This is a genomic window from Kitasatospora sp. NPDC001527, assembly GCF_040298605.1.
Taxonomy (GTDB): Bacteria; Actinomycetota; Actinomycetes; order Streptomycetales; family Streptomycetaceae; genus Kitasatospora.
Window position 1 is genome coordinate 152,287 of record NZ_JBEPAM010000007.1, and the last position, 22,077, is coordinate 174,363.

Sequence of the window (22,077 nt, forward strand, 5' to 3'; positions counted from 1 at the left end):
GGTGGACCCATGGCTGACCCGTCCACCTACCGCCCGGCGCCGGGTGCGATCCCCACCTCGCCCGGCGTCTACAAGTTCCGCGACGCCCACGGTCGGGTCATCTACGTCGGCAAGGCCAAGAGCCTGCGGCCCCGGCTCTCCTCGTACTTCCAGGACCTCGCCGGGCTGCACCCGCGCACCGCGACCATGGTCACCACCGCCGCCTCGGTGGAGTGGACCGTCGTCTCCACCGAGGTCGAGGCGCTCCAGCTGGAGTACTCCTGGATCAAGGAGTTCGACCCCCGGTTCAACGTCAAGTACCGCGACGACAAGAGCTATCCGGAACTCGCCGTCACCCTCGACGAGGAGTACCCGCGGGTGCAGGTGATGCGCGGCGCGCACAAGAAGGGCGTGCGCTACTTCGGCCCCTACGGCCACGCCTGGGCGATCCGCGAGACCGTCGACCTGATGCTGCGCGTCTTCCCGGTCCGCACCTGCTCCAACGGCGTCTTCAAGCGCGCCCGCCAGGTCGGCCGCCCCTGCCTGCTCGGCTACATCGGCAAGTGCGCCGCCCCCTGCGTCGGCCGGATCTCGCCCGAGGACCACCGCGCCCTCGCCGAGGACTTCTGCGACTTCATGGCCGGCCGTACCGGCAACTACCTGCGCCGGCTGGAGACCGAGATGCAGGAGGCCGCCGCCGACCTGGAGTACGAGAAGGCGGCCCGGCTGCGCGACGACATCGGCGCGCTCAAGCGGGCCATGGAGAAGAACGCCATCGTCCTCGCCGACGCCACCGACGCCGACCTGCTGGCCGTCGCCGAGGACGAACTGGAGGCCGCCGTCCAGATCTTCCACGTCCGCGGCGGGCGGGTGCGCGGCCAGCGCGGCTGGGTCACCGACAAGGTCGAGGACGTGGACACCGCCGGCCTGGTCGAGCACGCCCTCCAGCAGCTCTACGGCGGCGGCAGCGAGTCCGTCCCCCGCGAGGTGCTCGTCCCCGCCCTGCCGGAGCCGGTCGAGCCGGTCCGCGACTGGCTGAGCGGCCTGCGGGGCGCCCAGGTCGACCTGCGCATCCCGCAGCGCGGCGACAAGAAGGACCTCATGGCCACCGTGCAGCGCAACGCCCAGCAGGCGCTCGCGCTGCACAAGACCAAGCGCGCCTCCGACCTCACCACCCGCAGCCGCGCCCTCCAGGAGATCGCCGACGCGCTCGAACTGGACAGCGTGCCGCTGCGCATCGAGTGCTTCGACATCTCCCACCTCCAGGGCGAGGACGTGGTCGCCTCCATGGTCGTCTTCGAGGACGGCCTGGCCCGCAAGAGCGAGTACCGCCGCTTCCAGATCAAGGGCTTCGAGGGCCAGGACGACGTCCGCTCGATGCACGAGGTGATCAGCCGCCGCTTCCGCCGCTACCTCCAGGAGCGCGAGCAGACCGGCGAGTGGGCCGTCCCCGAGACCGGCCCGGACGAGGCCGACGCCGAGGACGGCCCGCGCACCGAGGACGGCCGCCCCAAGCGCTTCGCCTACCCGCCGCAGCTGCTCGTCGTCGACGGCGGGCAGCCCCAGGTCGCCGCCGCCCGGCGGGCCCTGGACGAGCTCGGCATCGACGACGTCGCGCTCTGCGGCCTGGCCAAGCGCCTGGAGGAGGTCTGGCTGCCCGGCGAGGACGACCCGGTCGTGCTCCCGCGCAGCAGCGAGGGCCTCTACCTGCTCCAGCGGGTCCGCGACGAGGCCCACCGCTTCGCGATCACCTACCAGCGCGGCAAGCGTTCCAAGCGACTCACCGCCGGAGAACTGGACTCCGTCCCCGGCCTCGGCGAGACTCGCCGTCAGGCGCTGCTCAAGCACTTCGGCTCGCTGAAGAAGCTCCGGGCGGCCACCGTCGACGAACTCTGCGCCGTCCCCGGCATCGGCCGGCGGACGGCGGAGACCGTTGCGGCGGCGTTGTCGTCCCGTACACCTGCCGCACCCGCCGTGAACACCGCCACGGGCGAGATCATCGAGGACGGCGTCGACGAGCCGGCGCCCGCGGCGCCCGAGACCGCACCCATCCAGGAGACGCCATGACGGCCGACGCCGCCCGTCAGCCGGCGCGCCCCCGCTCCACTCGTCCGAGTGAGCCGGGGAAGCGCGCCCGCGCGACGCGCGTTCTCCACAGCAGAACCACCGAGAGCGGGGAACCGAAGTGACCGTGTCCGATTACGGGGGGACCGCCAGGCCCGAGGCCGGCGGCGAGAACACCCCGGAGCTGGTGATCATCTCCGGCATGTCCGGAGCCGGCCGCTCCACCGCCGCCAAGTGCCTGGAGGACCTGGGCTGGTTCGTGGTGGACAACCTGCCCCCGGCCCTCATCCCGACCATGGTCGACCTCGGCGCCCGCTCCCAGGGCAACGTCGCCCGGATCGGCGCCGTGGTGGACGTCCGCGGCCGGCAGTTCTTCGACGACCTGCTGACCTCGCTGGACGAGCTGGAGAAGCGCGGCGTGCGGCTGCGCGTCGTCTTCCTGGACTCCTCCGACGAGGCACTGGTCCGCCGCTTCGAGAGCGTGCGCCGCCCGCACCCGCTCCAGGCCGACGGCCGGATCGTCGACGGCATCGCCCAGGAGCGCGACCTGCTGCGCGAGCTGCGCGGCGAGGCCGACCTGGTGATCGACACCTCCAACCTCAACGTCCACCAGCTGCGGGCCAAGCTCGACGCCCAGTTCGCCGACCACGACGAGCCCGAGCTGCGCGCCACCGTGATGTCCTTCGGCTTCAAGTACGGCCTGCCGGTCGACGCCGACCTCGTGGTGGACTGCCGATTCCTGCCCAACCCGCACTGGGTGCCCGAGCTGCGGGCCCGCACCGGCACCGACGCGGACGTCGCCGACTACGTCTTCCAGCAGCCCGGAGCCAACGAGTTCCTCAACGGTTACGCCGAGCTGCTGCGCATTGTCACCGAGGGCTATCGGCGCGAGGGGAAGCGTTACATGACCCTTGCCGTAGGCTGCACCGGTGGCAAGCACCGCAGCGTCGCGATGTCCGAGCGCCTGACGAAGCGTCTCATCGCGGACGGAGTGGAAACGGTGCTCGTCCACCGTGACATGGGACGGGAGTAGCCGCCGCGCCCTGCCGGGCCGCCGGCGGAGGCCGGCGGCGGGCTAGAGGAACGCGAGGTAGGTGTGACGGGATACGTGCCCGGGCGGCAGTTCCAGAACAGGACCGCCGACCGGAGTGGGGCCCAGGCCCGGTCCACCGCGGCCGGCCGGCCCCGCTCCGGGGCGGTCCGCACGGGTCCCTCCCGTCCCCACCCGGCGCCCCGGACCAGTCCGGCCGCCCGGACCAACCAGGCGCCGCGGATCACCGCGCTCGGCGGCGGGCAGGGGCTGTCCGCCTCGCTCTCCGCGCTGCGCCGGCTCACCAGCGACCTCACCGCCGTGGTCACCGTCGCCGACGACGGCGGCTCCAGCGGCCGGCTCCGCGAGGAGCTCGGGGTGCTGCCCCCCGGCGACCTGCGCAAGGCGCTCGCCGCGCTCTGCGGGGACGACGACTGGGGCCGCACCTGGTCCGAGGTGATCCAGCAGCGCTTCACCGGGACCGGCGAGCTGGGCGGCCACGCGGTGGGCAACCTGCTGATCGTCGCGCTCTGGGAGAAGCTCGGAGACCCGGTCGCCGCCCTGGACTGGGTCGGCCGGCTGCTCAACGTGCAGGGCCGGGTGCTGCCGATGTCGGCGGTGCCGCTGGACATCGAGGCGGTGGTCCGCGGCCACGACCCGGCCTTCCCGGCCGAGCTGGCCGCCGTCCGCGGCCAGGCCAGCGTCGCGGTCACCCCCGGCACCGTGCAGTCCGTCCGGCTGGTGCCGGACGAGCCGCCCGCCGTGCCGGAGGCGGTCACCGCCGTGCGGGAGGCGGACTGGGTGGTGCTCGGCCCCGGCTCCTGGTTCACCAGCGTGCTGCCGCACCTGCTGGTTCCCGAGCTGGTCAAGGCCCTGGTGGAGACCCGCGCCCGCCGCCTGCTCACCCTGAACCTGGCCCCGCAGCCCGGCGAGACCGAGGGCTTCACCCCGCAGCGTCACCTGGAGGTCATCGCCGACCACGCCCCGGACCTCGCGGTGGATGCGATCCTGGTGGACGAGCGCGCCGTCACCGGCGGCGCCTTCGGCCAGGCCGACCTGGCCGGCCTGGAAAAGGCCGCCGAGCGGATGGGAGCAGCCCTGGTGCTCGGCCGGGTCGCCCGCACCGACGGCACGCCGCGACACGACCCGGAGCTCTTGGCAGCCGCGTACGACCGGATTTTCCGGACACATGGAAGGATCGGGCCATGGCGATGACTCCAGCGGTGAAGGACGAAATCAGCCGGCTCCCGGTCACCCGGGCCTGCTGCCGCAAGGCGGAGGTGTCGGCGATCCTGCGGTTCGCGGGCGGGCTGCACATCGTGAGCGGCCGGATCGTGATCGAGGCGGAGCTCGACACCGGAGCCGCCGCGCGGCGTCTGCGCAAGGACCTGCTGGAGATCTTCGGACACTCCTCGGACCTGGTCGTGATGGCCCCAGGCGGCCTGCGGCGCGGCAGCCGGTACGTGGTGCGGGTGGTCAAGGACGGTGAGCTGCTCGCGCGCCAGACCGGCCTGGTAGACGGCCGGGGCCGCCCGATCCGGGGCCTGCCCCCGGCCGTGGTCTCCGGCGCCACCTGCGACGCCGAGGCGGCCTGGCGCGGGGCCTTCCTGGCGCACGGCTCGCTCACCGAGCCCGGCCGCTCGTCCTCGCTGGAGATCACCTGCCCCGGCTCGGAGGCGGCCCTCGCCCTGGTCGGCGCCGCCCGCCGGCTCGGCATCCCGGCCAAGGCCCGCGAGGTGCGCGGGGTCGACCGGGTGGTGATCCGCGACGGCGACGCGATCGGCGCGCTGCTCACCCGGCTCGGCGCGCACGAGTCGGTGCTGGCCTGGGAGGAGCGCCGGATGCGCCGCGAGGTGCGGGCCACCGCCAACCGGCTGGCCAACTTCGACGACGCCAACCTGCGCCGCTCGGCCCGGGCCGCGGTGGCGGCCGGCGCCCGGGTGCAGCGCGCGCTGGAGATCCTCGGCGACGAGGTGCCCGAGCACCTGGCCGCCGCCGGCCAGCTGCGGATGCAGCACAAGCAGGCCTCGCTGGAGGAACTGGGCGCGCTCGCCGACCCGCCGCTGACCAAGGACGCGGTGGCCGGCCGGATCCGCCGGCTGCTGGCGATGGCCGACAAGCGCGCCTCCGAGCTCGGCCTGCCGAGCACCGAGGCCAACCTCACGGACGAGATGGCGCTCAACTGACGCGGGGCGGCCGTCGCCTCCGACGGCCGCGCCCGGTACCGGTCCTCCTCCGCCGGTGTCCGCCTCCCGCGGGCACCGGCGGAGCCGTGTCCGGAGGGTGGGACGGGGGACCGCGGCGGGGGCCGCGCGGGGTCGGGGACAACTGCCCGGAGGGGCAAGGCCGGACGGGCCCGGAATTGTTGTGAACACGCGCCACGCCAGGGCTTGCGCGTGCGCCTGATGTGCTCTACCCGGCCTCGGAGGGGTAGGGTCATAGGCGGTCGGGGACATCCCAAAATTCCACCCCGTCGGCATAGCGTCCGGCGTACCTAACGAGGAGATCGGTTCGTGACGATCCGGGTAGGCATCAACGGATTCGGCCGCATCGGCCGCAACTTCTTCCGTGCGGTTAAGGCCCAGGGGGCGGACATCGAGATCGTCGGTGTCAACGACCTGACCGACACCAAGACCCTGGCGCACCTGCTCAAGTACGACTCGATCCTGGGCACCTTCCCGGGCGAGGTTTCGCACACCGCCGACAGCATCACCGTCGACGGCAAGACCTTCAAGGTCATCGCCGAGCGTGACCCGGCCAACCTCCCCTGGGGCGAGCTGGGCGCCGACATCGTCATCGAGTCGACCGGCATCTTCACCAAGGCCGAGGCGGCGAAGAAGCACGTCGCGGCCGGCGCCAAGAAGGTCATCATCTCCGCGCCCGCCACCGACGAGGACATCACCATCGTCATGGGCGTCAACGACGACAAGTACGACGCCGCCAAGCACACCGTCATCTCCAACGCCTCCTGCACCACCAACTGTGTGGCGCCGCTGGCGAAGGTGCTGAACGAGAGCTTCGGCATCGTCAAGGGTCTGATGACCACGGTGCACGCGTACACCAACGACCAGGTCACCCTGGACTTCCCGCACAAGGACCTGCGTCGCGCCCGCGCCGCGGCCCTCAACATCATCCCGACCTCGACCGGTGCCGCCAAGGCCACCGCGCTGGTCCTGCCGGAGCTCAAGGGGAAGCTGGACGGCACCTCGCTGCGCGTCCCGGTCCCGACCGGCTCGATCACCGACCTCGTGGTCACCCTGGAGCGCGACGTCACCGTCGCCGAGGTCAACGAGGCCTTCAAGAAGGCCTCCGAGACCACCCTCAAGGGCATCCTCCAGTACACCGAGGACCCGATCGTCTCCTCCGACATCGTGAACTCGCCGTTCTCCACGATCTTCGACTCGCTGCTGACCATGGCCCAGGGCAACCAGGTCAAGATCTTCGGCTGGTACGACAACGAGTGGGGCTACTCGAACCGCCTCGTCAACCTGACCACCCTCGTCGGTGCCGGGCTCTGACGCAGCGGGAGCTGACGTGAAGTAGGGGGGAGGGCCCGGAAGGCATGTGCGAAGCCGACCGGGCCCTCCGTCTGCGCACCCTCAACTCCCCATTGACGGCACAACGTTGTGTCGTCGCCTGCTCCACCATCTCGCCAGGAGACCGAAGCCCGTGAAGACCATCGAAGATCTGGACGTCGCCGGTAAGCGCGTGTTCGTGCGCGCGGACCTGAACGTTCCGCTTTCCGACGGCACGATCACCGACGACGGCCGGATCCGTGCCGTCGCCCCGACCATCGCCAAGCTCGTCGAGCGCGGCGCGAAGGTCGTCGTCGCCTCCCACCTCGGCCGCCCCAAGGGCGCGCCGGACCCGCAGTTCTCCCTCGCGCCGGTGGCCGTCCGCCTCGGCGAGCTCCTCGGCAGGCCGGTCGCCTTCGCGACCGACACCGTCGGCGAGAGCGCGAAGGCCACCGTCGCCGCCCTGGCCGACGGCGAGGTCACGCTGCTCGAGAACCTGCGCTTCAACGGTGGCGAGACCAGCAAGGACGACGCCGAGCGCGCGGCGTTCGCCGGGCAGCTGGCCGCGCTGGCCGACCTCTACGTGGGCGACGGCTTCGGCGCGGTGCACCGCAAGCACGCCTCGGTGTTCGACCTGCCGGCGCTGCTGCCGCACGCGGTCGGCGACCTGATCGCCACCGAGGTGGGCGTGCTCAAGCGCCTCACCGAGGAGGTCGAGAGCCCGTACGTGGTGGTGCTCGGCGGCTCCAAGGTCTCCGACAAGGTCGGTGTGATCGAGAACCTGCTGAAGAAGGCCGACCGGATCCTGATCGGCGGCGGCATGGTGTTCACCTTCCTCAAGGCCCAGGGCCACGAGGTCGGCGCCTCGCTGCTGCAGGAGGACCAGATCCCGACCGTCCAGGGCTACCTGGCGGAGGCGAAGGAGCGGGGCGTCGAGTTCGTCCTGCCGACGGACGTCCTGGTCTCCACCGGGTTCCCGGACGTCAAGACCAAGGCCCCGGCCACCTACTCGGTCGTCTCCGTGGACGCGATCCCGGCCGACCAGCTGGGCCTGGACATCGGCCCGGAGAGCCGCAAGCTGTTCGCGGAGAAGCTGGCCGACGCGAAGACGGTGTTCTGGAACGGCCCGATGGGCGTCTTCGAGCACCCGGACTTCGCCGGCGGCACCGCGGCCGTGGCGCAGGGCCTGCTCGACAGTGACGCGTTCTCCGTGGTCGGCGGCGGGGACTCCGCCGCGGCCGTCCGCATCCTGGGCTTCGACGAGACGAAGTTCGGGCACATCTCGACCGGCGGTGGCGCGAGCCTGGAGTACCTGGAGGGCAAGCAGCTCCCCGGTCTCACCGCCCTGGAAGGCTGAATCACGCATGACTGAGCGTCTCCCGCTGATGGCGGGCAACTGGAAGATGAACCTCAACCACCTTGAGGCCATCCAGCACACCCAGAAGCTGGCCTTCGCGCTGGCCGACAAGGACTACGCGGCGGTCGAGGTGGCCGTCCTCGTGCCGTTCACCGACCTCCGCTCGGTGCAGACCCTGGTCGACGGCGACAAGCTGAAGATCAAGTACGGCTCGCAGGACATCTCCCGGCACGACGGCGGCGCCTACACCGGCGAGGTCTCCGGCCCGATGCTGGCGAAGCTGAAGTGCGCCTACGCGGTGATCGGCCACTCGGAGCGCCGCCAGTACCACGGCGAGAACGAGGAGATCGTCAACGCCAAGGTCAAGGCCGCCTACCGCAACGGGATCACCCCGATCCTGTGCATCGGCGAGCCGCTGGAGGTCCGCAAGGCGGGCACCCACGTCGAGTACACCCTGGCCCAGCTCGACGGCGCCCTTGAGGGCGTCCCGGCCGAGCAGGCCGAGTCCGTCGTGGTCGCCTACGAGCCGGTCTGGGCGATCGGCACCGGCGAGGTGGCGACCCCCGAGGACGCCCAGGAGGTCTGCGCCGCCATCCGCGCGCGGATCGCCGAACTGTACGACGCCGAGCTGGCCGGCAAGGTCCGGGTGCTCTACGGCGGTTCGGTCAAGTCGTCGAGCGCGGCCGGTCTGATGGCCAAGCCCGACATCGACGGCGGCCTGATCGGCGGAGCCTCGCTGGACGCCGACGAGTTCGTCAAGATCGTGCGGTACCGTGAGCAGGCAGTAGGCTAACGCCGCCGCAGCAACGTAGGCTTTGGGGCCGGACCACCCGACGTGGTCCGGCCCCTTCGCCGAAGATACGAGAGAGTTGGTCGCGTCGTGGTTCTCGGGTTCTCGATTGCCCTGATCGTCTTCAGCCTGCTGATGATCCTCCTGGTGCTGCTGCACAAGGGGAAGGGCGGCGGCCTGTCGGACATGTTCGGTGGCGGCGCGATGTCCACCGGCGGCGGCTCGGCGGTGGCCGAGCGCAACCTGGACCGCATCACGATCGTGGTCGGTCTCGGCTGGTTCGCCTGCCTCCTGGTGCTCGGCCTGGTCCTGAAGTACCAGGGCTGACATACCTCTGACACCCCGTCGCCCCGCGGCCTATTCTTGGAAGGTCCGGGGCGGAGCCGGTGGTGGCGCATGCTTAACTCCTGCTTACACTAGGACGACTTTCGCCACCGACGCGCGTCGCGCGCGTCGGCGCACCAGCACGCAGGGGAGTCAGACCGTGGCAAGTGGCAACGCCATCCGTGGCAGCAGGGTCGGAGCCGGCCCGATGGGCGAGGCGGAGCGAGGCGAATCCGCCCCCCGCAACCGGATCTCCTTCTGGTGCGCGAACAAGCACGAGACCCGGCCGAGCTTCGCGGCCGAAGCGGTGATCCCGGAGACCTGGGACTGTCCGCGCTGCGGCTTCCCGGCCGGCCAGGACGAGCACAACCCGCCCGCGCCGTCCCGCAACGAGCCGTACAAGACCCACCTCGCCTACGTCCGCGAGCGGCGCACCGACGCCGACGGCGAGGCGATCCTCGCGGAGGCGCTGGCCAAGCTCCGCGGTGAGATCTGAGGACGGGCGAAACGTACAGAGGGGCGCCACCCGGTGAACGGGTGGCGCCCCTGCTGTTCGCTGCGGGCCTCAGGTGTTCCGCGGGCCTCAGGCCGAGGCCGGGGGGTACAGCTGGGGCGGCAGCCGGGACGCCGCGGCGCGGTCCAGCAGCCACAGGGTGCGGCCGGTGCCGTGCGCCCCGGAGGCGGGTGCCTGGAGCTCGCCGGGGCCGGACAGCGCCACCGCCACCGCGCCCGCCTTGTCCTCGCCGGCCGCCAGCAGCCACACCTCGCGGGCGGAGCGGATGGCCGGGAGGGTGAGCGAGATCCGGGTCGGCGGCGGCTTCGGCGCGCCGCGCACGCCGATCACCGTCAGCTCGGTCTCCCGCACGCCCGGGTGCTCCGGGAAGAGCGAGGCGACGTGGGTGTCCGGGCCGACGCCGAGCAGCAGCACGTCGAAGGCCGGGACGCCGAGCCGGGACCCCGGTTCGGCCGCCTTCTCCAGCTCCTGCGCGTAGCGGGCCGCGGCCGCGTCGACGTCCGAGCCGTCGAGGCCGTCCGAGGCCGGCATCTCGTGCACCCGCGCCGGGTCGAGCGGGACGGCGTCCAGCAGCTCGGCACGGGCCTGCACGGCGTTGCGCTCCGGGTCGGCGGAGGGCAGGAACCGCTCGTCGCCCCACCAGAGGTCCAGCCGCGCCCAGTCGACCGCGTCGCGCGCCGGGGAGGCGGCGATCGCGGCCAGCAGGGCGTTGCCGTTGCGTCCGCCGGTGAGCACCACCGAGGCGCTGCCGCGGGCGGCCTGGGCGTCCACGATCCGGGTGATCAGCCGGGCCGCGGCCGCCTGGGCCATCAGCTCCTTGTCCCGGTGGACGACCAGCTGCGGGGTGGCGGCCGTCATGCCTCCGCCTTCTTGGTGGTGCGCTTGCCGGCCGCCTTCTTCGCGGGGCCGGCGGCGGGGCTCTCGGCGGTCACCCGGGCCGGGTTGGCGACGTGCTCGCCGTCCTGCCCGGACGGCTGCCCGGCGTCCTGCCCGGCGTCCTGTCCGGCCTCGGCGGCCACCTCGCCGGCCGCGGCCTGCTCGGCGTTGTCCGGCTCCTTGAGCCGGTCCACCGGCGTGCGCACGGCGGCCGCGTAGATGTCGTCCGGGTCGAGCCGGCGCAGCTCCTCGGCGATCAGCTCCGAGGTCTCGCGCCGCTTGAGCGCCACCTGGCGGTCCGGCGAGCCGGGCATCGAGAGCGTGCCCATCAGGCCGTCCGGGCGGTCCAGGGTGACGTCCCCGTCCGTGGTGCGCAGGTGCACCGCGGTGATGCCCGGGCCGTTGGTGACGACCCGCTCGACCGGCACGTGCAGCCGGGTGTGCAGCCACAGGCCGAGCAGTTCGACGCTGGGGTTGTACGACTCGCCCTCGACCACCGCGGAGGTGATCGTCGACGGCCGCTGGTCCAGCGCGGCGGCCAGCATCGAGCGCCAGCCGGTGATCCGGGTCCAGGCCAGGTCGGTGTCGCCCGGGGTGTAGCTCTGGGCCCGCTGGGCGAGCTGGCCGACCGGGGACTCGGCGGTGACCGCGTCGGTGATCCGGCGCTGGGCGAGCGCGCCCAGCGGGTCCTGCGCCGGGTGCAGCGGCGCGTTGTCCGGCCACCAGACCACGACCGGGGCGTCCGGCAGCAGCAGCGGCAGAACGACCGACTGGGCGTGCGCGGCGAGCTCGCCGTGCATCCGCAGGATGACCGTTTCTCCGGAGCCGGCGTCCGAGCCGACCAGGATCTCGGCGTCCAGGCGGGTCTCGGCGCGGGCCCGGGGCGAGCGCCCGGCGCGCTTGATGACCGCCAGGGTGCGCGAGGGGTGCTCGCGGGAGGCGTCGTTGGCCGCCTTGAGGGCGTCGTACGCGCTGCCCTCGTCGGTGACGATCACCAGGGTGAGCACCATGCCGGCGGCGGTGGCGCCACTGCCCCGGCGCGCTTCCATGAGCGCTGCGTTGATCTTGCCGGAGGTGGTGTTCGTGAGGTCGATCTTCATGGCCGGCGCCAGCTCCTGCCGTCTCGTGCGAGCATCTCGTCCGCCTCGGCCGGGCCCCAGGTGCCGGCCGCGTACTCGGCGGGCTTGCCGTGGGTGTCCCAGTACTTCTCGATCGGGTCGAGGATCTGCCAGGAGAGCTCGACCTCCTGGTGACGGGGGAAGAGGTTGGCGTCACCGAGCAGTACGTCGAGGATGAGCCGCTCGTACGCCTCCGGGGAGGACTCGGTGAAGGACTCGCCGTAGGCGAAGTCCATCGTGACGTCCCGGACCTCGAAGGAGGTGCCCGGCACCTTGGAGCCGAACCGCACGGTGACGCCCTCGTCCGGCTGCACCCGGATGACCAGGGCGTTCTGCCCCAGCTCCTCGGTGGCGTAGGAGTCGAACGGCAGGTACGGGGCGCGCTGGAAGACCACCGCGATCTCGGTGACCCGGCGGCCCAGCCGCTTGCCGGTGCGCAGGTAGAACGGCACACCCGCCCAGCGGCGGTTGTTGATCTCCAGCTTGATGGCGGCGTAGGTGTCGGTCTTGGAGTCCGGGTCGATGCCGTCCTCGTCGAGGTAGCCGCCGACCTCCTCGCCGCCCTGCCAGCCGGCCGTGTACTGGCCGCGCACGGTGTGCAGGCCGAGGTCGGCCGGGAGCTTGACGGCGCTGAGCACCTTGAGCTTCTCGGCCACCAGCGCCTTCGGGTGGAAGGACGCCGGCTCCTCGATGGCGGTGAGCGCCATCAGCTGGAGCAGGTGGTTCTGGATGACGTCACGGGCCGAGCCGATGCCGTCGTAGTAGCCGGCCCGGCCGCCGATGCCGATGTCCTCGGCCATGGTGATCTGCACGTGGTCGACGTACGACCGGTTCCAGATCGGCTCGAACATCTGGTTGGCGAAGCGCAGCGCCAGGATGTTCTGGACGGTCTCCTTGCCCAGGTAGTGGTCGATCCGGAAGACCTCGTCCCGGGGGAAGACCTCGTGGACGATCCGGTTCAGCTCCTGGGCGGACTCCAGGTCGTGGCCGAACGGCTTCTCGATGACGGCGCGCCGCCAGGAGCCCTGCGGGGGGTCGGCCAGGCCGTGCTTCTTGAGCTGCTGGACGACGGTCGGGAAGAACTTCGGCGGGACGGACAGGTAGAAGGCGAAGTTGCCGCTGGTGCCCTGCGCCTTGTCCAGCTCCTCGATGGTCTCGCGGAGCTTGTCGAAGGCCTCGTCGTCGTCGAAGGTTCCGTGGACGAAGCGCATGCCCTTGGCGAGCTGCTGCCAGACCTCCTCGCGGAAGGGGGTGCGGGCGTGCTCCTTGACCGCGTCGTGGACCTCCTGGGCGAAGTCCTCGTCCTTCCACTCGCGGCGGGCGAAGCCGACGAGCGAGAAGCCCGGCGGCAGCAGGCCGCGGTTGGCCAGGTCGTAGATGGCCGGCATCAGCTTCTTGCGGGACAGGTCACCGGTGACCCCGAAGATGACCAGGCCGGACGGGCCCGCGATGCGCGGGAGCCGCCGGTCGGAGGGGTCGCGAAGCGGGTTGACGGGGGGCGACGGGAGGTTGTCCGCGTCCGAGTCCGGCGCCAACTCGGGGAAATCAGTGCTCACTGGATGGGCTCCGCTTTCGTGCGCTGTGAGCAGGGGTCACTTCTCGTCGGCGCCGTGCTTGTCCGACAGCGCGGCGAGCGAGGCGGTGACGGTGTCGAGCAGTTCGTTCCAGGACTGCTCGAACTTCTCCACACCCTCGTCCTCCAGCACCTGGACCACGTCGTCGTAGTCCACGCCGGCGGCGGCGACGGCGTCCATCACGGCCTTGGCGTCGGCGTAGTTGGGGACGATGGTGCCGCCGGTGACGACGCCGTGGTCGTCGGTGGCGTCCAGGGTGGCCTCGGGCATCGTGTTGACGGTGCCGGGGGCGACCAGCTCGGTGACGTACAGGGTGTCCGGCAGGGCCGGGTCCTTGACGCCGGTGGAGGCCCACAGCGGGCGCTGCGGCTTGGCGCCGGCGGCCTCCAGGGCCGTCCAGCGGGCGCTGCCGGCGGTCTTGCCGTCGACGCTGCCGAAGACCTCCTCGTAGGCCTGGTAGGCGAGGCGGGCGTTGGCCAGGGCGGCCTTGGAGCGGAGGTTCTTCGCGTCGCCGCCGATCTTCTCCAGGCGCTTGTCGATCTCGGTGTCGACGCGGGAGACGAAGAAGGAGGCGACCGACTCGATCTGGGAGAGGTCCAGGCCCTTGGCCTTGGCGGCCTCCAGACCGGTCAGGTAGGCGTCGATGACGGCCTTGTAGCGCTCCAGCGAGAAGATCAGCGTGACGTTGACGCTGATGCCCTTGCCGATGACCTCGCTGATGGCCGGCAGGCCGGCCTTGGTGGCGGGGATCTTGATGAAGACGTTCGGACGGTCGACCAGCCACCACAGCTGCTTGGCCTCGGCCACGGTGGCGGCGGTCTCGTGGGCCAGCCGCGGGTCCACCTCGATGGAGACCCGGCCGTCGCGGCCGTTGGACGCGTCGTAGACCGGGCGCAGCACGTCGGCGGCGTCGCGCACGTCCGAGGTGGTGATCATGCGGACGGCCTCGTCGGTGGTGACCTTGCGGACGGCGAGGTCGCGCAGCTGGCCGTCGTAGGAGCTGTCGCCGCCGCCGATGGCCTTCTGGAAGATGGTGGGGTTGGTGGTCACGCCGACCACGTGCTTGTGCTGCACCAGCTCGGCGAGGTTCCCGGTGTTCAGCCGCTTGCGGCTGAGGTCGTCCAGCCAGATCGCAACGCCTTCGTCGCTGAGGCGCTTCAGTGCGTCAGTCATGGTGCTTCCGTCCCTTTGTTTCTTCTGCTGTGGGGTGTGGGGCCGGGCGGGGCGCCGATGTGCGGTCGGCGCCCCGGCCCGGTGCCGCTAGCGGTTGACGGCCTCGAGCGAGCGCAGCGCGTTGTGGGCCTCGGCGACGACGCGCTCGGCGGTGATGCCGAACTCCTCGAAGAGCACCTTGTAGTCGGCGGAGGCGCCGAAGTGCTCCAGCGAGACGATCCGGCCGTGGTCGCCGACCAGCTCGCGCCAGCCCTGGGCGATGCCGGCCTCGACCGAGACGCGGGCCTTGACCGACGGCGGCAGCACGCTGTCGCGGTAGGCCTGGTCCTGCTCCTGGAACCACTCGAAGGAGGGCAGAGAGACGACGCGGGTCGCGATGCCCTCGGCCTCCAGGACCTCGCGGGCCTTGACGGCCAGCTGGACCTCGGAGCCGGTGCCGAGCAGGATCACCTGCGGGGTGCCGGTGGAGGCCTCGGCCAGGACGTAGCCGCCCTTCGCGGCGCCCTCGGCGCTGCCGAAGGACGAGCGGTCGAAGGTCGGGACGTTCTGGCGGGTGAGCGCCAGGCCGACCGGGCCGGGGTGGGTGGTCTGCCGCTCGATGACCGTGCGCCAGGCGACGGCGGTCTCGTTGGCGTCGGCCGGGCGGACCACGGACAGGCCCGGGATGGCGCGCAGCGAGGCCAGGTGCTCGACCGGCTGGTGGGTCGGGCCGTCCTCGCCGAGGCCGATGGAGTCGTGCGTCCAGACGTAGGTGACCGGCAGCTTCATCAGGGCGGCCAGGCGGACGGCCGGGCGCATGTAGTCGGCGAAGACCAGGAAGGTGCCGCCGTAGACGCGGGTCTTCCCGTGCAGCGCGATGCCGTTCATGGTGGAGCCCATGGCGTGCTCGCGGATGCCGAAGTGGATGGTGCGGCCGTAGGGGCCGGCCGTCTTCAGCGGGTTGCCGTCGGGGAGGAAGGAGCTGTCCTCGTCGATCGTGGTGAGGTTGGACTCGGCGAGGTCGGCCGAGCCGCCCCACAGCTCCGGGATCACCGCGCCGAGGGCCTTGAGGGTCTCGCCGCTGGCCTTGCGGGTGGCGACGTCCTTGCCGGCCTCGAAGACCGGGACGGCCTTCTTCCAGCCCTCGGGCAGCTCGCCGGCCTCGATCCGGTCGAACTCGGCGGCGCGGTGCGGGTTGGCGGCGCGCCAGGCCCCGAAGGACTGCTCCCACTCGGCGCGGGCGGCCTTGCCGCGCTTGACGACCAGCCGGGCGTGCTCGATGACCTGGTCGCTGACCTCGAAGGTCTTCTCCGGGTCGAAGCCCAGGACCTTCTTGGTGGCGGCGATCTCGGCGGCGCCGAGCGCGGAGCCGTGGGCCTTGGCGGTGTTCTGGGCGTCCGGGGCCGGCCAGGCGATGATCGTGCGCATCGCGATCATCGACGGGCGGGAGGTCTCGGCCTTGGCGGCGGCCAGCGCCTCGGCGAGCGCGGCGACGTCGATGTCGCCGTTGCTCTTCGGGGTGACGCGCTGGACGTGCCAGCCGTACGCCTCGTAGCGCTTGAGGACGTCCTCGGAGAAGGCGGTCTCGGTGTCGCCCTCGATCGAGATGTGGTTGTCGTCGTACAGGGCGACCAGGTTGCCGAGCTTCTGGTGGCCGGCCAGCGAGGAGGCCTCGGCGGAGATGCCCTCCTCCAGGTCGCCGTCGGAGACGACGGCCCAGACGGTGTGGTCGAACGGCGACTCGCCGGCCGGGGCGTCCGGGTCGAACAGGCCGCGCTCGAAGCGGGCGGCCATGGCCATGCCCACCGCGTTCGCGATGCCCTGGCCGAGCGGGCCGGTGGTGGTCTCGACGCCGGCGGTGTGGCCGTGCTCGGGGTGGCCCGGGGTGCGGCTGCCGGCCACCCGGAAGGCCTTGAGGTCGTCGAGCTCCAGGCCGTAGCCGGAGAAGTAGAGCTGGGTGTACAGCGTCAGGCTGGTGTGACCGGGGGAGAGGACGAACCGGTCACGGCCGACCCAGGACGGGTCGGTGGGGTCGTGGCGCAGGAAGCGCTGGAAGATCAGGTAGGCGGCGGGGGCCAGGGACATGGCCGTCCCCGGGTGTCCGTTGCCGACCTTCTGAACCGCGTCCATCGCCAGGACGCGGGCCGTGTCGACGGTCCGCTCGTCGAGGTCCGACCACTCGAATGCATTCGGCGTCGTGCTCACCCTGTCTCAGGGCTCCTTCCATGGTGAAGAGTGACCCCGTGAGGGACCGGGTCGGCCACGTCGCTGGGGCCGGACGCTGAGGTGGTGCCGGTCACGGAGGGTAGATCCCGCTTCTGTGGGCGAGCCTACCGTCCGGGCCGGGGCTCACCCTCCGTGGTGGGACAACTCAGGCATGTTGGCCGTCATTCCCCGGTCGGTCCGTGGACGACCGCGGGCCGTCGCGGCAGGCCCCTTTGTCCACCCTCGCCCGGATCCGTCCGGTTCGCCTCTCCGGGGTGCGGGAGGGGGACGGCGGGCCTCGCGGGGGTCCGGCGGACAACGCTCCAGGTCGGGGCGGCGGGGGTTCACCCGGAGGTGTGCGTTCCGCCTCGCCGGGGCACCCCGGGGCCGGTGGGGAGATATGGAGCGTCTAAGGTGGCGTGGTACGCGCAGAGCGGACGATTCGGGAGACAACGTTCCGGTGGCCGCCTGTGAGGATTCATCTTCAGTTGGGGTGTTAGTGACCGCCGTCGAATCCCGTCCCGCCGGGGTCACCGGGGCGACGCCTGCGCACCGGCCGTTCGGGGCCCGTGTCGGCGCCTTCGTCGCACTGACCAAACCGCGGATCATCGAGCTGCTGCTGATCACCACCGTGCCGGTGATGTTCCTGGCGGAGCGCGGTGTGCCGGACCTGGTGCTGGTGCTGAAGGTGGTCCTCGGCGGATACCTCTCGGCGGGCGGCGCGAACGCCCTCAACATGTACATCGACCGCGACATCGACGCGGTGATGTCCCGCACCGAGCGCCGGCCGATCGTCACCGGCATGGTCTCGCCGCGCGAGGCGCTGGTGTTCGGCATCGCGCTCGGCGTGCTGTCGACGGTCTGGCTGGGCGTCCTGGTCAACTGGCTGTCCTCGGCGCTGGCGCTCGGCGCCCTGCTGTTCTACGTGTTCGTCTACACGCTGGGGCTCAAGCGGCGCACCGCGCAGAACATCGTCTGGGGCGGCATCGCCGGCTGCATGCCGGTCTTCGTCGGCTGGGCGGCGGTGACCAACTCGCTCTCCTGGTCGGCGCTGGTGCTCTTCCTGGTGATCTTCTTCTGGACGCCGCCGCACTACTGGCCGCTGTCGATGAAGGTCCGCGAGGACTACGCCCGGGCCGGGGTGCCGATGCTCCCGGTGATCAAGGGCAACCTGGCGGTCGCCAAGCAGATCGTCGCCTACTCCTGGGTGATGGTGGGGGTCTCGCTGCTGCTGTGGCCGCTGGCCGACACCAGCTGGCTCTACCCGGTGGCGGCGGTGCTGCTGGGCGCGGCCTGGCTCAAGGAGGCGCACGCGCTGTACGCGCGGGCCAAGGCCGGTGTCGTGGGCGCGAAGCTCAAGGAGATGCGGCTGTTCCACTGGTCGATCACCTACCTGACGCTGCTGTTCGTGGTGATCGCGGTGGATCCGTTCGTGAAGTGATGTGGTGAGTGAGGCCCCGGTCGATCCGACCGGGGCCTTTTTCTTTCGTCGCCGCTCAGCGGTCGGGGAGCTCGGAGGGGCCGACGTGGCCGTCCAGCCAGTCCTTGAGCGGCTGCGAGGCGCGCAGGAAGCCGGTGATCCGCTCGTACGCCGCCCGGGTGCCCAGCCAGGGTTCCGGGGCCCACTCCTGCCAGGCGATCAGCCCCTTGTGGCGCAGCAGCGCGATCCGCGGGTGGTCCTTGGGGTAGCCGCGCGGGGCGGACTTCAGGGAGTCCCGGCCGACGACCTCGGGGCCCTCCGCGCGGACCCGGGCGACCACGCGCTCCAGCTCCGCGCCGGAGACGTCCTCGGCGACCGCGGCGCGGTAGCGGTCCAGCTGGTCGGGGGCGAGCCGGTACAGCCCGTTGCCGCAGGCCAGCCCGTCGGCGGAGAGCTGGACGTAGCCGCCGGCCCGCAGGTGGGCGCCGATGTGGGTCTTGTACGGGGACTTGTCGGCGCTGAACCGCACGTCGCGGTTGGGGCGGAAGATCCTGCCGGGCCCGAACTCGGGTTCCAGCTCGGCCAGCAGGTCCTCCATGGGCTCCCGCACGGCGTGCTCGTACCGGTCCAGGTGGGACTGCCAGAAGGTCTTGGAGTTGTCGGCCTCGAGGTGCTCGTAGAAGTCGAGGGCCTCGGCCGGCCAGCCGTCGAAGGTCACCCCACCAGTATGTGGCCCGGTGCACACCGCGCTCCCGTCGCCAGCTTCCCTACCGCTGGGTAGCATGCGGGCATGAGCAGCGCAGAGACCGCCACCCCCGCCGCGCCGGACGCCCGCGCCGAGCGCCGCGCCAAGCGCATCGCCAGGAACCTGACCGCCTTCGCCGAGCAGCACGGCGGCAGCGCCGACGGCGTCGTCGAGTACGTCGGCGCGGTCGCCACCCGGATCGTCGTGGTCGGCGCCGACGGCACCTGGGGCGACCAGGTCGCGCCCAGCTACGCGGTGGGCCGCCGGGCCGCCGAGCTGGCCGGGCTCACCCTGCACGACGACTTCGAGGGCGAGCTGGCCCTGAAGGTGAAGACCGGCGCCTACGAGTGGAAGCGGATGGCCGGCATCCAGCTCGGCGGCTGACGCCCGCGCTCCGTACGCCGCACGCGTGCCGAGGGGCCCCGGTCGGGAAGACCGGGGCCCCTCGTGGTGTCGCGGGCGTCAGGCGGTGGCGGGCTCGGGGGCGCGGGGTGCGGGGGTGTCGGCGGGGGCGTCCTCGCGGGTGCGCAGGGCGAGGGGGATGCGCAGGGCGGCGATCCAGATCAGGGTGGCGCCCAGCATGTGCAGGCCGACCAGCAGCTCCGGGACGTCGGTGAAGTACTGGACGAAGCCGATGACGCCCTGGAGCAGCAGGCCGATCAGCAGCTCGCGGGCCCGGGCCTTGGCGGCCGGCGGGGCCTTGACGGCGGCGAAGACGAAGATCACCGCGATGGAGAGGCCGATCGAGACGAAGGCCAGGTCGGCGTGGGCCTGGGCGAGGCGGTCGTAGTCGATCGGGATGCGCGGGACCATCTTGTTGTCCTTGGGCGTCCCGGGGTGGTGGCCGGCGCCGGTGACCAGGGTGCCGGCGGCGACCAGCAGGCCGATCGCGCCGACCAGGACGTAGCCGAGCCGCTTGATCGGCTCGGCCACCAGCGGGCGGGCCGGGCCGTCGCCCTCCTTGCTGCGCTCCCACATCAGCGTGGCGACCCAGACCAGCCCCATCGCGGCGATCAGGTGCAGCGCCACGGTGTAGGGGTTGAGGCCGGTCAGCACGGTGATGCCGCCGAGCACGGCGTTGCTCATCACCAGCCAGAACTGCGCCCAGCCGAGCTTGGTCAGGCCGCGCCGCCAGGGCCGGTGGCAGCGGGCGGCGAGGATCGCCCAGCCGACGGCGGCGCTCAGCACATAGGTGAGCATCCGGTTGGCGAACTCGACGACGCCGTGGAAGCCCATCTCGGCGGTCGGGGTGAGGCTCTCGTCGGTGCAGCGCGGCCAGGTGGTGCAGCCGAGGCCGGAGGCGGTGAGCCGGACGGCACCGCCGGTGACGACGATCACCACGCTCATCACCAGCGCGGCGAACGCGGCGCGCTTGACCACGGCGGCGGAGGGCTGCCAGCGCTCGGCGAGCAGGGAGAAGGGGGTGGTGTTAGGCACGGCGTCCATGGTATGCGGCCTTACGGCCGATCTTGGAGCGGGGCGGACGCCGTCGTTCCGACCTGACGGCGGAGCTTTCCCGAGTCGACATAGCGCTAAACCCGTTGACCGTAAAGACGGAGCAAAAAGGACTGTTCGGGCAACGCGGGCATTGGTCTTGACCAATCACCCATTTGGCCGAAAGAGTGCGGGTTGGTCCATACCTTTTTCAGGTGGACCCCTCCCACCCCCCGCACGTAAGCGGAGAACCTGCACATGCGCATATCCGTTCCCGCCGCAGCGCTCGCGCTCGGCGGTTCACTCGTACTGGCCGGTCTCATCGCCCCGGCCGCCGCCCACGCAGCCGACCCGAACCAGTGCCTGAGCCTCGGGGTCGCCAACCTCTACGGTGAGTTCGTCGAGGGTGACGACACCCATACGCCGGACGCCGAGGGTGCGGTGGCGGTCGGCGGCAACGCCGACTTCACCGGTGGCTTCTCGGTCGGCCAGGAACTGACCGCGGACCAGGTCAAGGCGCTGCCCGGCGGCAACGCCCTGGTCGTCGCCGGCAAGCTGACCGGTGGCAACACCCAGGTGATGAAGGGGAACGGCGTCTACGGCTCGGCCGCCGCCGGCGCGGTCATCCAGGCCCACCAGGGCACCACCGCCCAGGGCGGCTCGCCGATCGACTTCGCCGCCGAGTTCGCCCGGGCGCGCGCCGTCGCCACCACGCTGGCGGGGCTGCCGCAGACCGCCGGCGCCACGGTCGAGGCCAAGGGCAAGGAGCTCCACCTCACCAGCGGCGACGCGAAGTTCAACAGCTTCACGGTCCCCGCCGCCACCCTTCAGGGCGCGACCGACATCTTCGTGAAGGTGCCGGCCGGCGCGGTCACCGTGGTCACCGTGACCGGCTCGTCGTACGACCAGGCCGCCGCGAAGACCACCGGCTTCCACCTGTGGGACGAGGGCAAGAAGGCCTACGTCCTGGACGACAAGCTGCAGAGCGCGCACGGCGGCGCCATCCGCTCCAAGCTGCTCTGGAACTTCCCGACCGCCACCAAGGTGGTCAAGAGCAGCCAGGCCGCCTGGTCCGGCACCGTGCTGGCGCCGAACGCCGCGTTCGACCTCGGCTCCGCGGCCCCGGTGAACGGCTCGGTCATCGTCAAGTCGCTGACCGGCAAGGGCGGTGCGGAGACGCACCACTACCCGTTCACCGGCTGCCTGCCGACCGTCGTGCCGCCCACCACGCCGCCGACCACCCCGGCCACCACGCCGCCGGTCGTGGTGCCGACCGGTACGCCGTCCGCCACCACCACGCCGACCACGCCGGGCAGCACCGGGACGCCGAGCACCCCGGGCACCCCGGGCACCCCCGGTCCCTCCGTGACGCCGGGCGGCTCGGGCAGCCCGTCCGCGTCCGGTTCGGCGAAGCCGAGCGCGAGTACGAGCGCGAGCGCCCCGGCGAGCCCGTCGGCCTCCGCCTCCGGCTCCGCGGCGGTGCCGGGCGCCTCCGCGAGCCCGTCGGCCGAGGCCAGCGCCGGGGGCGGTCTCGCCCACACCGGCTCCGGTCCGGTCGTGCCGCTGGCGATCGGCGGCGCGGTGGTGATCGCCGCCGGTGGTGCGCTGGTGGTGGTCGCGCGTCGGCGCAAGGCGGCCGGCCAGGCCTGAGCCCCGCCGCGCGGTGGCTCCGGGCTGATACCGGGCCGACTCCGGGCTGACCTGAATTGCCCGAACAGGCACCCCCGATGATCGAGAACGATCATCGGGGGTCGCTCTTTTCGGCCACTGTGACAGAGTTCATTCCATGTTGGCCGAAGCGGTGTCTTCCGAGGCAGTGGGTGTGATGGGCTGCCGAAGCACACGAGTGGGCGGACGGACAGAGGAAATCCGGCCGCGCAGCGGGGTGTGGAGGGGTGCGGGACTGCCGGTAGAGTCCCCCGGACGGTCGTAGCGGGCCACCGCTGTTCCACTCAACGCGCCTGCTGCACAAGACGTTTC

The 22,077-nt window shown here is 71.9% G+C and carries 19 protein-coding genes; 12 read left to right on the forward strand and 7 right to left on the reverse strand.

All coding sequences use genetic code 11. The features are described from left to right. Positions 1-9 precede the first annotated feature (9 nt). The 9 genes from uvrC (at position 10) to ABT238_RS10040 (ending at position 9,555) form a co-directional block, all read left to right on the forward strand. Positions 10-2,046: an excinuclease ABC subunit UvrC gene (gene uvrC / locus ABT238_RS10000; protein ID WP_350567512.1), complete on the forward strand. Its 2,037-nt coding sequence runs from the start codon at positions 10-12 to the stop codon at positions 2,044-2,046. A gap of 118 nt (positions 2,047-2,164) precedes the next feature. Further along, a complete protein-coding gene (rapZ, locus tag ABT238_RS10005) occupies positions 2,165-3,076 on the forward strand; it encodes an RNase adapter RapZ (protein ID WP_344324851.1) in 912 nt (303 codons plus the stop codon). 63 nt (positions 3,077-3,139) lie between these two features. Beyond that, on the forward strand, positions 3,140-4,288 hold the full coding sequence (locus ABT238_RS10010) for a gluconeogenesis factor YvcK family protein (RefSeq protein WP_502884297.1): 1,149 nt from the start codon (positions 3,140-3,142) through the stop codon (positions 4,286-4,288). Beyond that, on the forward strand, positions 4,279-5,259 hold the full coding sequence (whiA, locus tag ABT238_RS10015; protein ID WP_209411690.1) for a DNA-binding protein WhiA: 981 nt from the start codon (positions 4,279-4,281) through the stop codon (positions 5,257-5,259). Before ABT238_RS10010 ends, whiA begins: the two co-directional genes overlap by 10 nt. Before the next feature lie 327 nt (positions 5,260-5,586). Then, on the forward strand, positions 5,587-6,591 hold the full coding sequence (gene gap, locus ABT238_RS10020) for a type I glyceraldehyde-3-phosphate dehydrogenase (RefSeq protein WP_350567516.1): 1,005 nt from the start codon (positions 5,587-5,589) through the stop codon (positions 6,589-6,591). 151 nt (positions 6,592-6,742) lie between these two features. Further along, positions 6,743-7,945, forward strand: a complete 1,203-nt coding sequence (locus ABT238_RS10025; RefSeq protein WP_350567519.1) for a phosphoglycerate kinase — start codon at positions 6,743-6,745, stop codon at positions 7,943-7,945. Positions 7,946-7,952: 7 nt separating this feature from the next. Beyond that, on the forward strand, positions 7,953-8,738 hold the full coding sequence (gene tpiA / locus ABT238_RS10030) for a triose-phosphate isomerase (RefSeq protein WP_350567522.1): 786 nt from the start codon (positions 7,953-7,955) through the stop codon (positions 8,736-8,738). 87 nt (positions 8,739-8,825) lie between these two features. Beyond that, complete coding sequence (gene secG, locus ABT238_RS10035) at positions 8,826-9,062, forward strand: preprotein translocase subunit SecG (RefSeq protein WP_350567525.1); 237 nt, start codon at positions 8,826-8,828, stop codon at positions 9,060-9,062. Positions 9,063-9,219: 157 nt separating this feature from the next. Then, a complete protein-coding gene (locus ABT238_RS10040; RefSeq protein WP_207811681.1) occupies positions 9,220-9,555 on the forward strand; it encodes an RNA polymerase-binding protein RbpA in 336 nt (111 codons plus the stop codon). Between the two features lie 87 nt (positions 9,556-9,642). On the opposite strand, the gene pgl is transcribed toward ABT238_RS10040, so the two are convergent. From pgl to tkt, 5 genes are all read right to left on the reverse strand, one after another. Beyond that, positions 9,643-10,431, reverse strand: coding sequence for a 6-phosphogluconolactonase (gene pgl, locus ABT238_RS10045; protein ID WP_350567529.1), 789 nt, complete (start codon positions 10,429-10,431; stop codon positions 9,643-9,645). Next, positions 10,428-11,549, reverse strand: coding sequence for a glucose-6-phosphate dehydrogenase assembly protein OpcA (gene opcA, locus ABT238_RS10050; RefSeq protein WP_350567532.1), 1,122 nt, complete (start codon positions 11,547-11,549; stop codon positions 10,428-10,430). The genes pgl and opcA overlap by 4 nt, the downstream gene beginning before the upstream one ends. After that, a complete protein-coding gene (gene zwf / locus ABT238_RS10055) occupies positions 11,546-13,102 on the reverse strand; it encodes a glucose-6-phosphate dehydrogenase (protein WP_350567640.1) in 1,557 nt (518 codons plus the stop codon). The genes opcA and zwf overlap by 4 nt, the downstream gene beginning before the upstream one ends. Positions 13,103-13,159: 57 nt before the next feature. Then, the gene (gene tal / locus ABT238_RS10060; RefSeq protein ID WP_350567535.1) at positions 13,160-14,314 is read right to left on the reverse strand and encodes a transaldolase; all 1,155 of its coding nucleotides are present in this window, start codon (positions 14,312-14,314) and stop codon (positions 13,160-13,162) included. A gap of 87 nt (positions 14,315-14,401) precedes the next feature. Further along, positions 14,402-16,498 (reverse strand): transketolase, encoded by a 2,097-nt coding sequence (gene tkt / locus ABT238_RS10065; RefSeq protein ID WP_350567538.1) that lies wholly within the window; start codon positions 16,496-16,498, stop codon positions 14,402-14,404. Positions 16,499-16,997: 499 nt separating this feature from the next. Here tkt and ABT238_RS10070 point away from each other — a divergent pair, with 499 nt between their 5' ends. After that, entirely contained in the window at positions 16,998-17,939 is a 942-nt protein-coding gene (locus ABT238_RS10070) for a heme o synthase (RefSeq protein ID WP_350567540.1), read from the forward strand. Positions 17,940-17,994: 55 nt separating this feature from the next. Here ABT238_RS10070 and ABT238_RS10075 read toward each other — a convergent pair whose 3' ends face one another. Then, complete coding sequence (locus ABT238_RS10075) at positions 17,995-18,636, reverse strand: DUF2461 domain-containing protein (protein ID WP_350567543.1); 642 nt, start codon at positions 18,634-18,636, stop codon at positions 17,995-17,997. Positions 18,637-18,708: 72 nt separating this feature from the next. Between ABT238_RS10075 and ABT238_RS10080 the strand changes: the two genes are divergently transcribed. Next, positions 18,709-19,047, forward strand: a complete 339-nt coding sequence (locus ABT238_RS10080; protein WP_350756420.1) for a hypothetical protein — start codon at positions 18,709-18,711, stop codon at positions 19,045-19,047. A gap of 78 nt (positions 19,048-19,125) precedes the next feature. Here ABT238_RS10080 and ABT238_RS10085 read toward each other — a convergent pair whose 3' ends face one another. After that, complete coding sequence (locus tag ABT238_RS10085) at positions 19,126-20,109, reverse strand: COX15/CtaA family protein (RefSeq protein WP_350567548.1); 984 nt, start codon at positions 20,107-20,109, stop codon at positions 19,126-19,128. 246 nt (positions 20,110-20,355) lie between these two features. On the opposite strand from ABT238_RS10085, the gene ABT238_RS10090 reads away from it, so the two are divergent. Then, positions 20,356-21,747, forward strand: a complete 1,392-nt coding sequence (locus ABT238_RS10090) for a choice-of-anchor A family protein (RefSeq protein WP_350756422.1) — start codon at positions 20,356-20,358, stop codon at positions 21,745-21,747. Positions 21,748-22,077: the final 330 nt, after the last annotated feature.

Coding starts and splice junctions, on each gene's coding strand:
- whiA (WP_209411690.1), top strand. CDS start 4,279: ATGGCGATGACTCCAGCGGTGAAGGACGAAATCAGCCGGCTCCCGGTC.
- uvrC (WP_350567512.1), top strand. CDS start 10: ATGGCTGACCCGTCCACCTACCGCCCGGCGCCGGGTGCGATCCCCACC.
- opcA (WP_350567532.1), bottom strand. CDS start 11,549: ATGAAGATCGACCTCACGAACACCACCTCCGGCAAGATCAACGCAGCG.
- tal (WP_350567535.1), bottom strand. CDS start 14,314: ATGACTGACGCACTGAAGCGCCTCAGCGACGAAGGCGTTGCGATCTGG.
- ABT238_RS10085 (WP_350567548.1), bottom strand. CDS start 20,109: ATGGACGCCGTGCCTAACACCACCCCCTTCTCCCTGCTCGCCGAGCGC.
- ABT238_RS10090 (WP_350756422.1), top strand. CDS start 20,356: ATGCGCATATCCGTTCCCGCCGCAGCGCTCGCGCTCGGCGGTTCACTC.
- pgl (WP_350567529.1), bottom strand. CDS start 10,431: ATGACGGCCGCCACCCCGCAGCTGGTCGTCCACCGGGACAAGGAGCTG.
- tpiA (WP_350567522.1), top strand. CDS start 7,953: ATGACTGAGCGTCTCCCGCTGATGGCGGGCAACTGGAAGATGAACCTC.
- ABT238_RS10080 (WP_350756420.1), top strand. CDS start 18,709: ATGAGCAGCGCAGAGACCGCCACCCCCGCCGCGCCGGACGCCCGCGCC.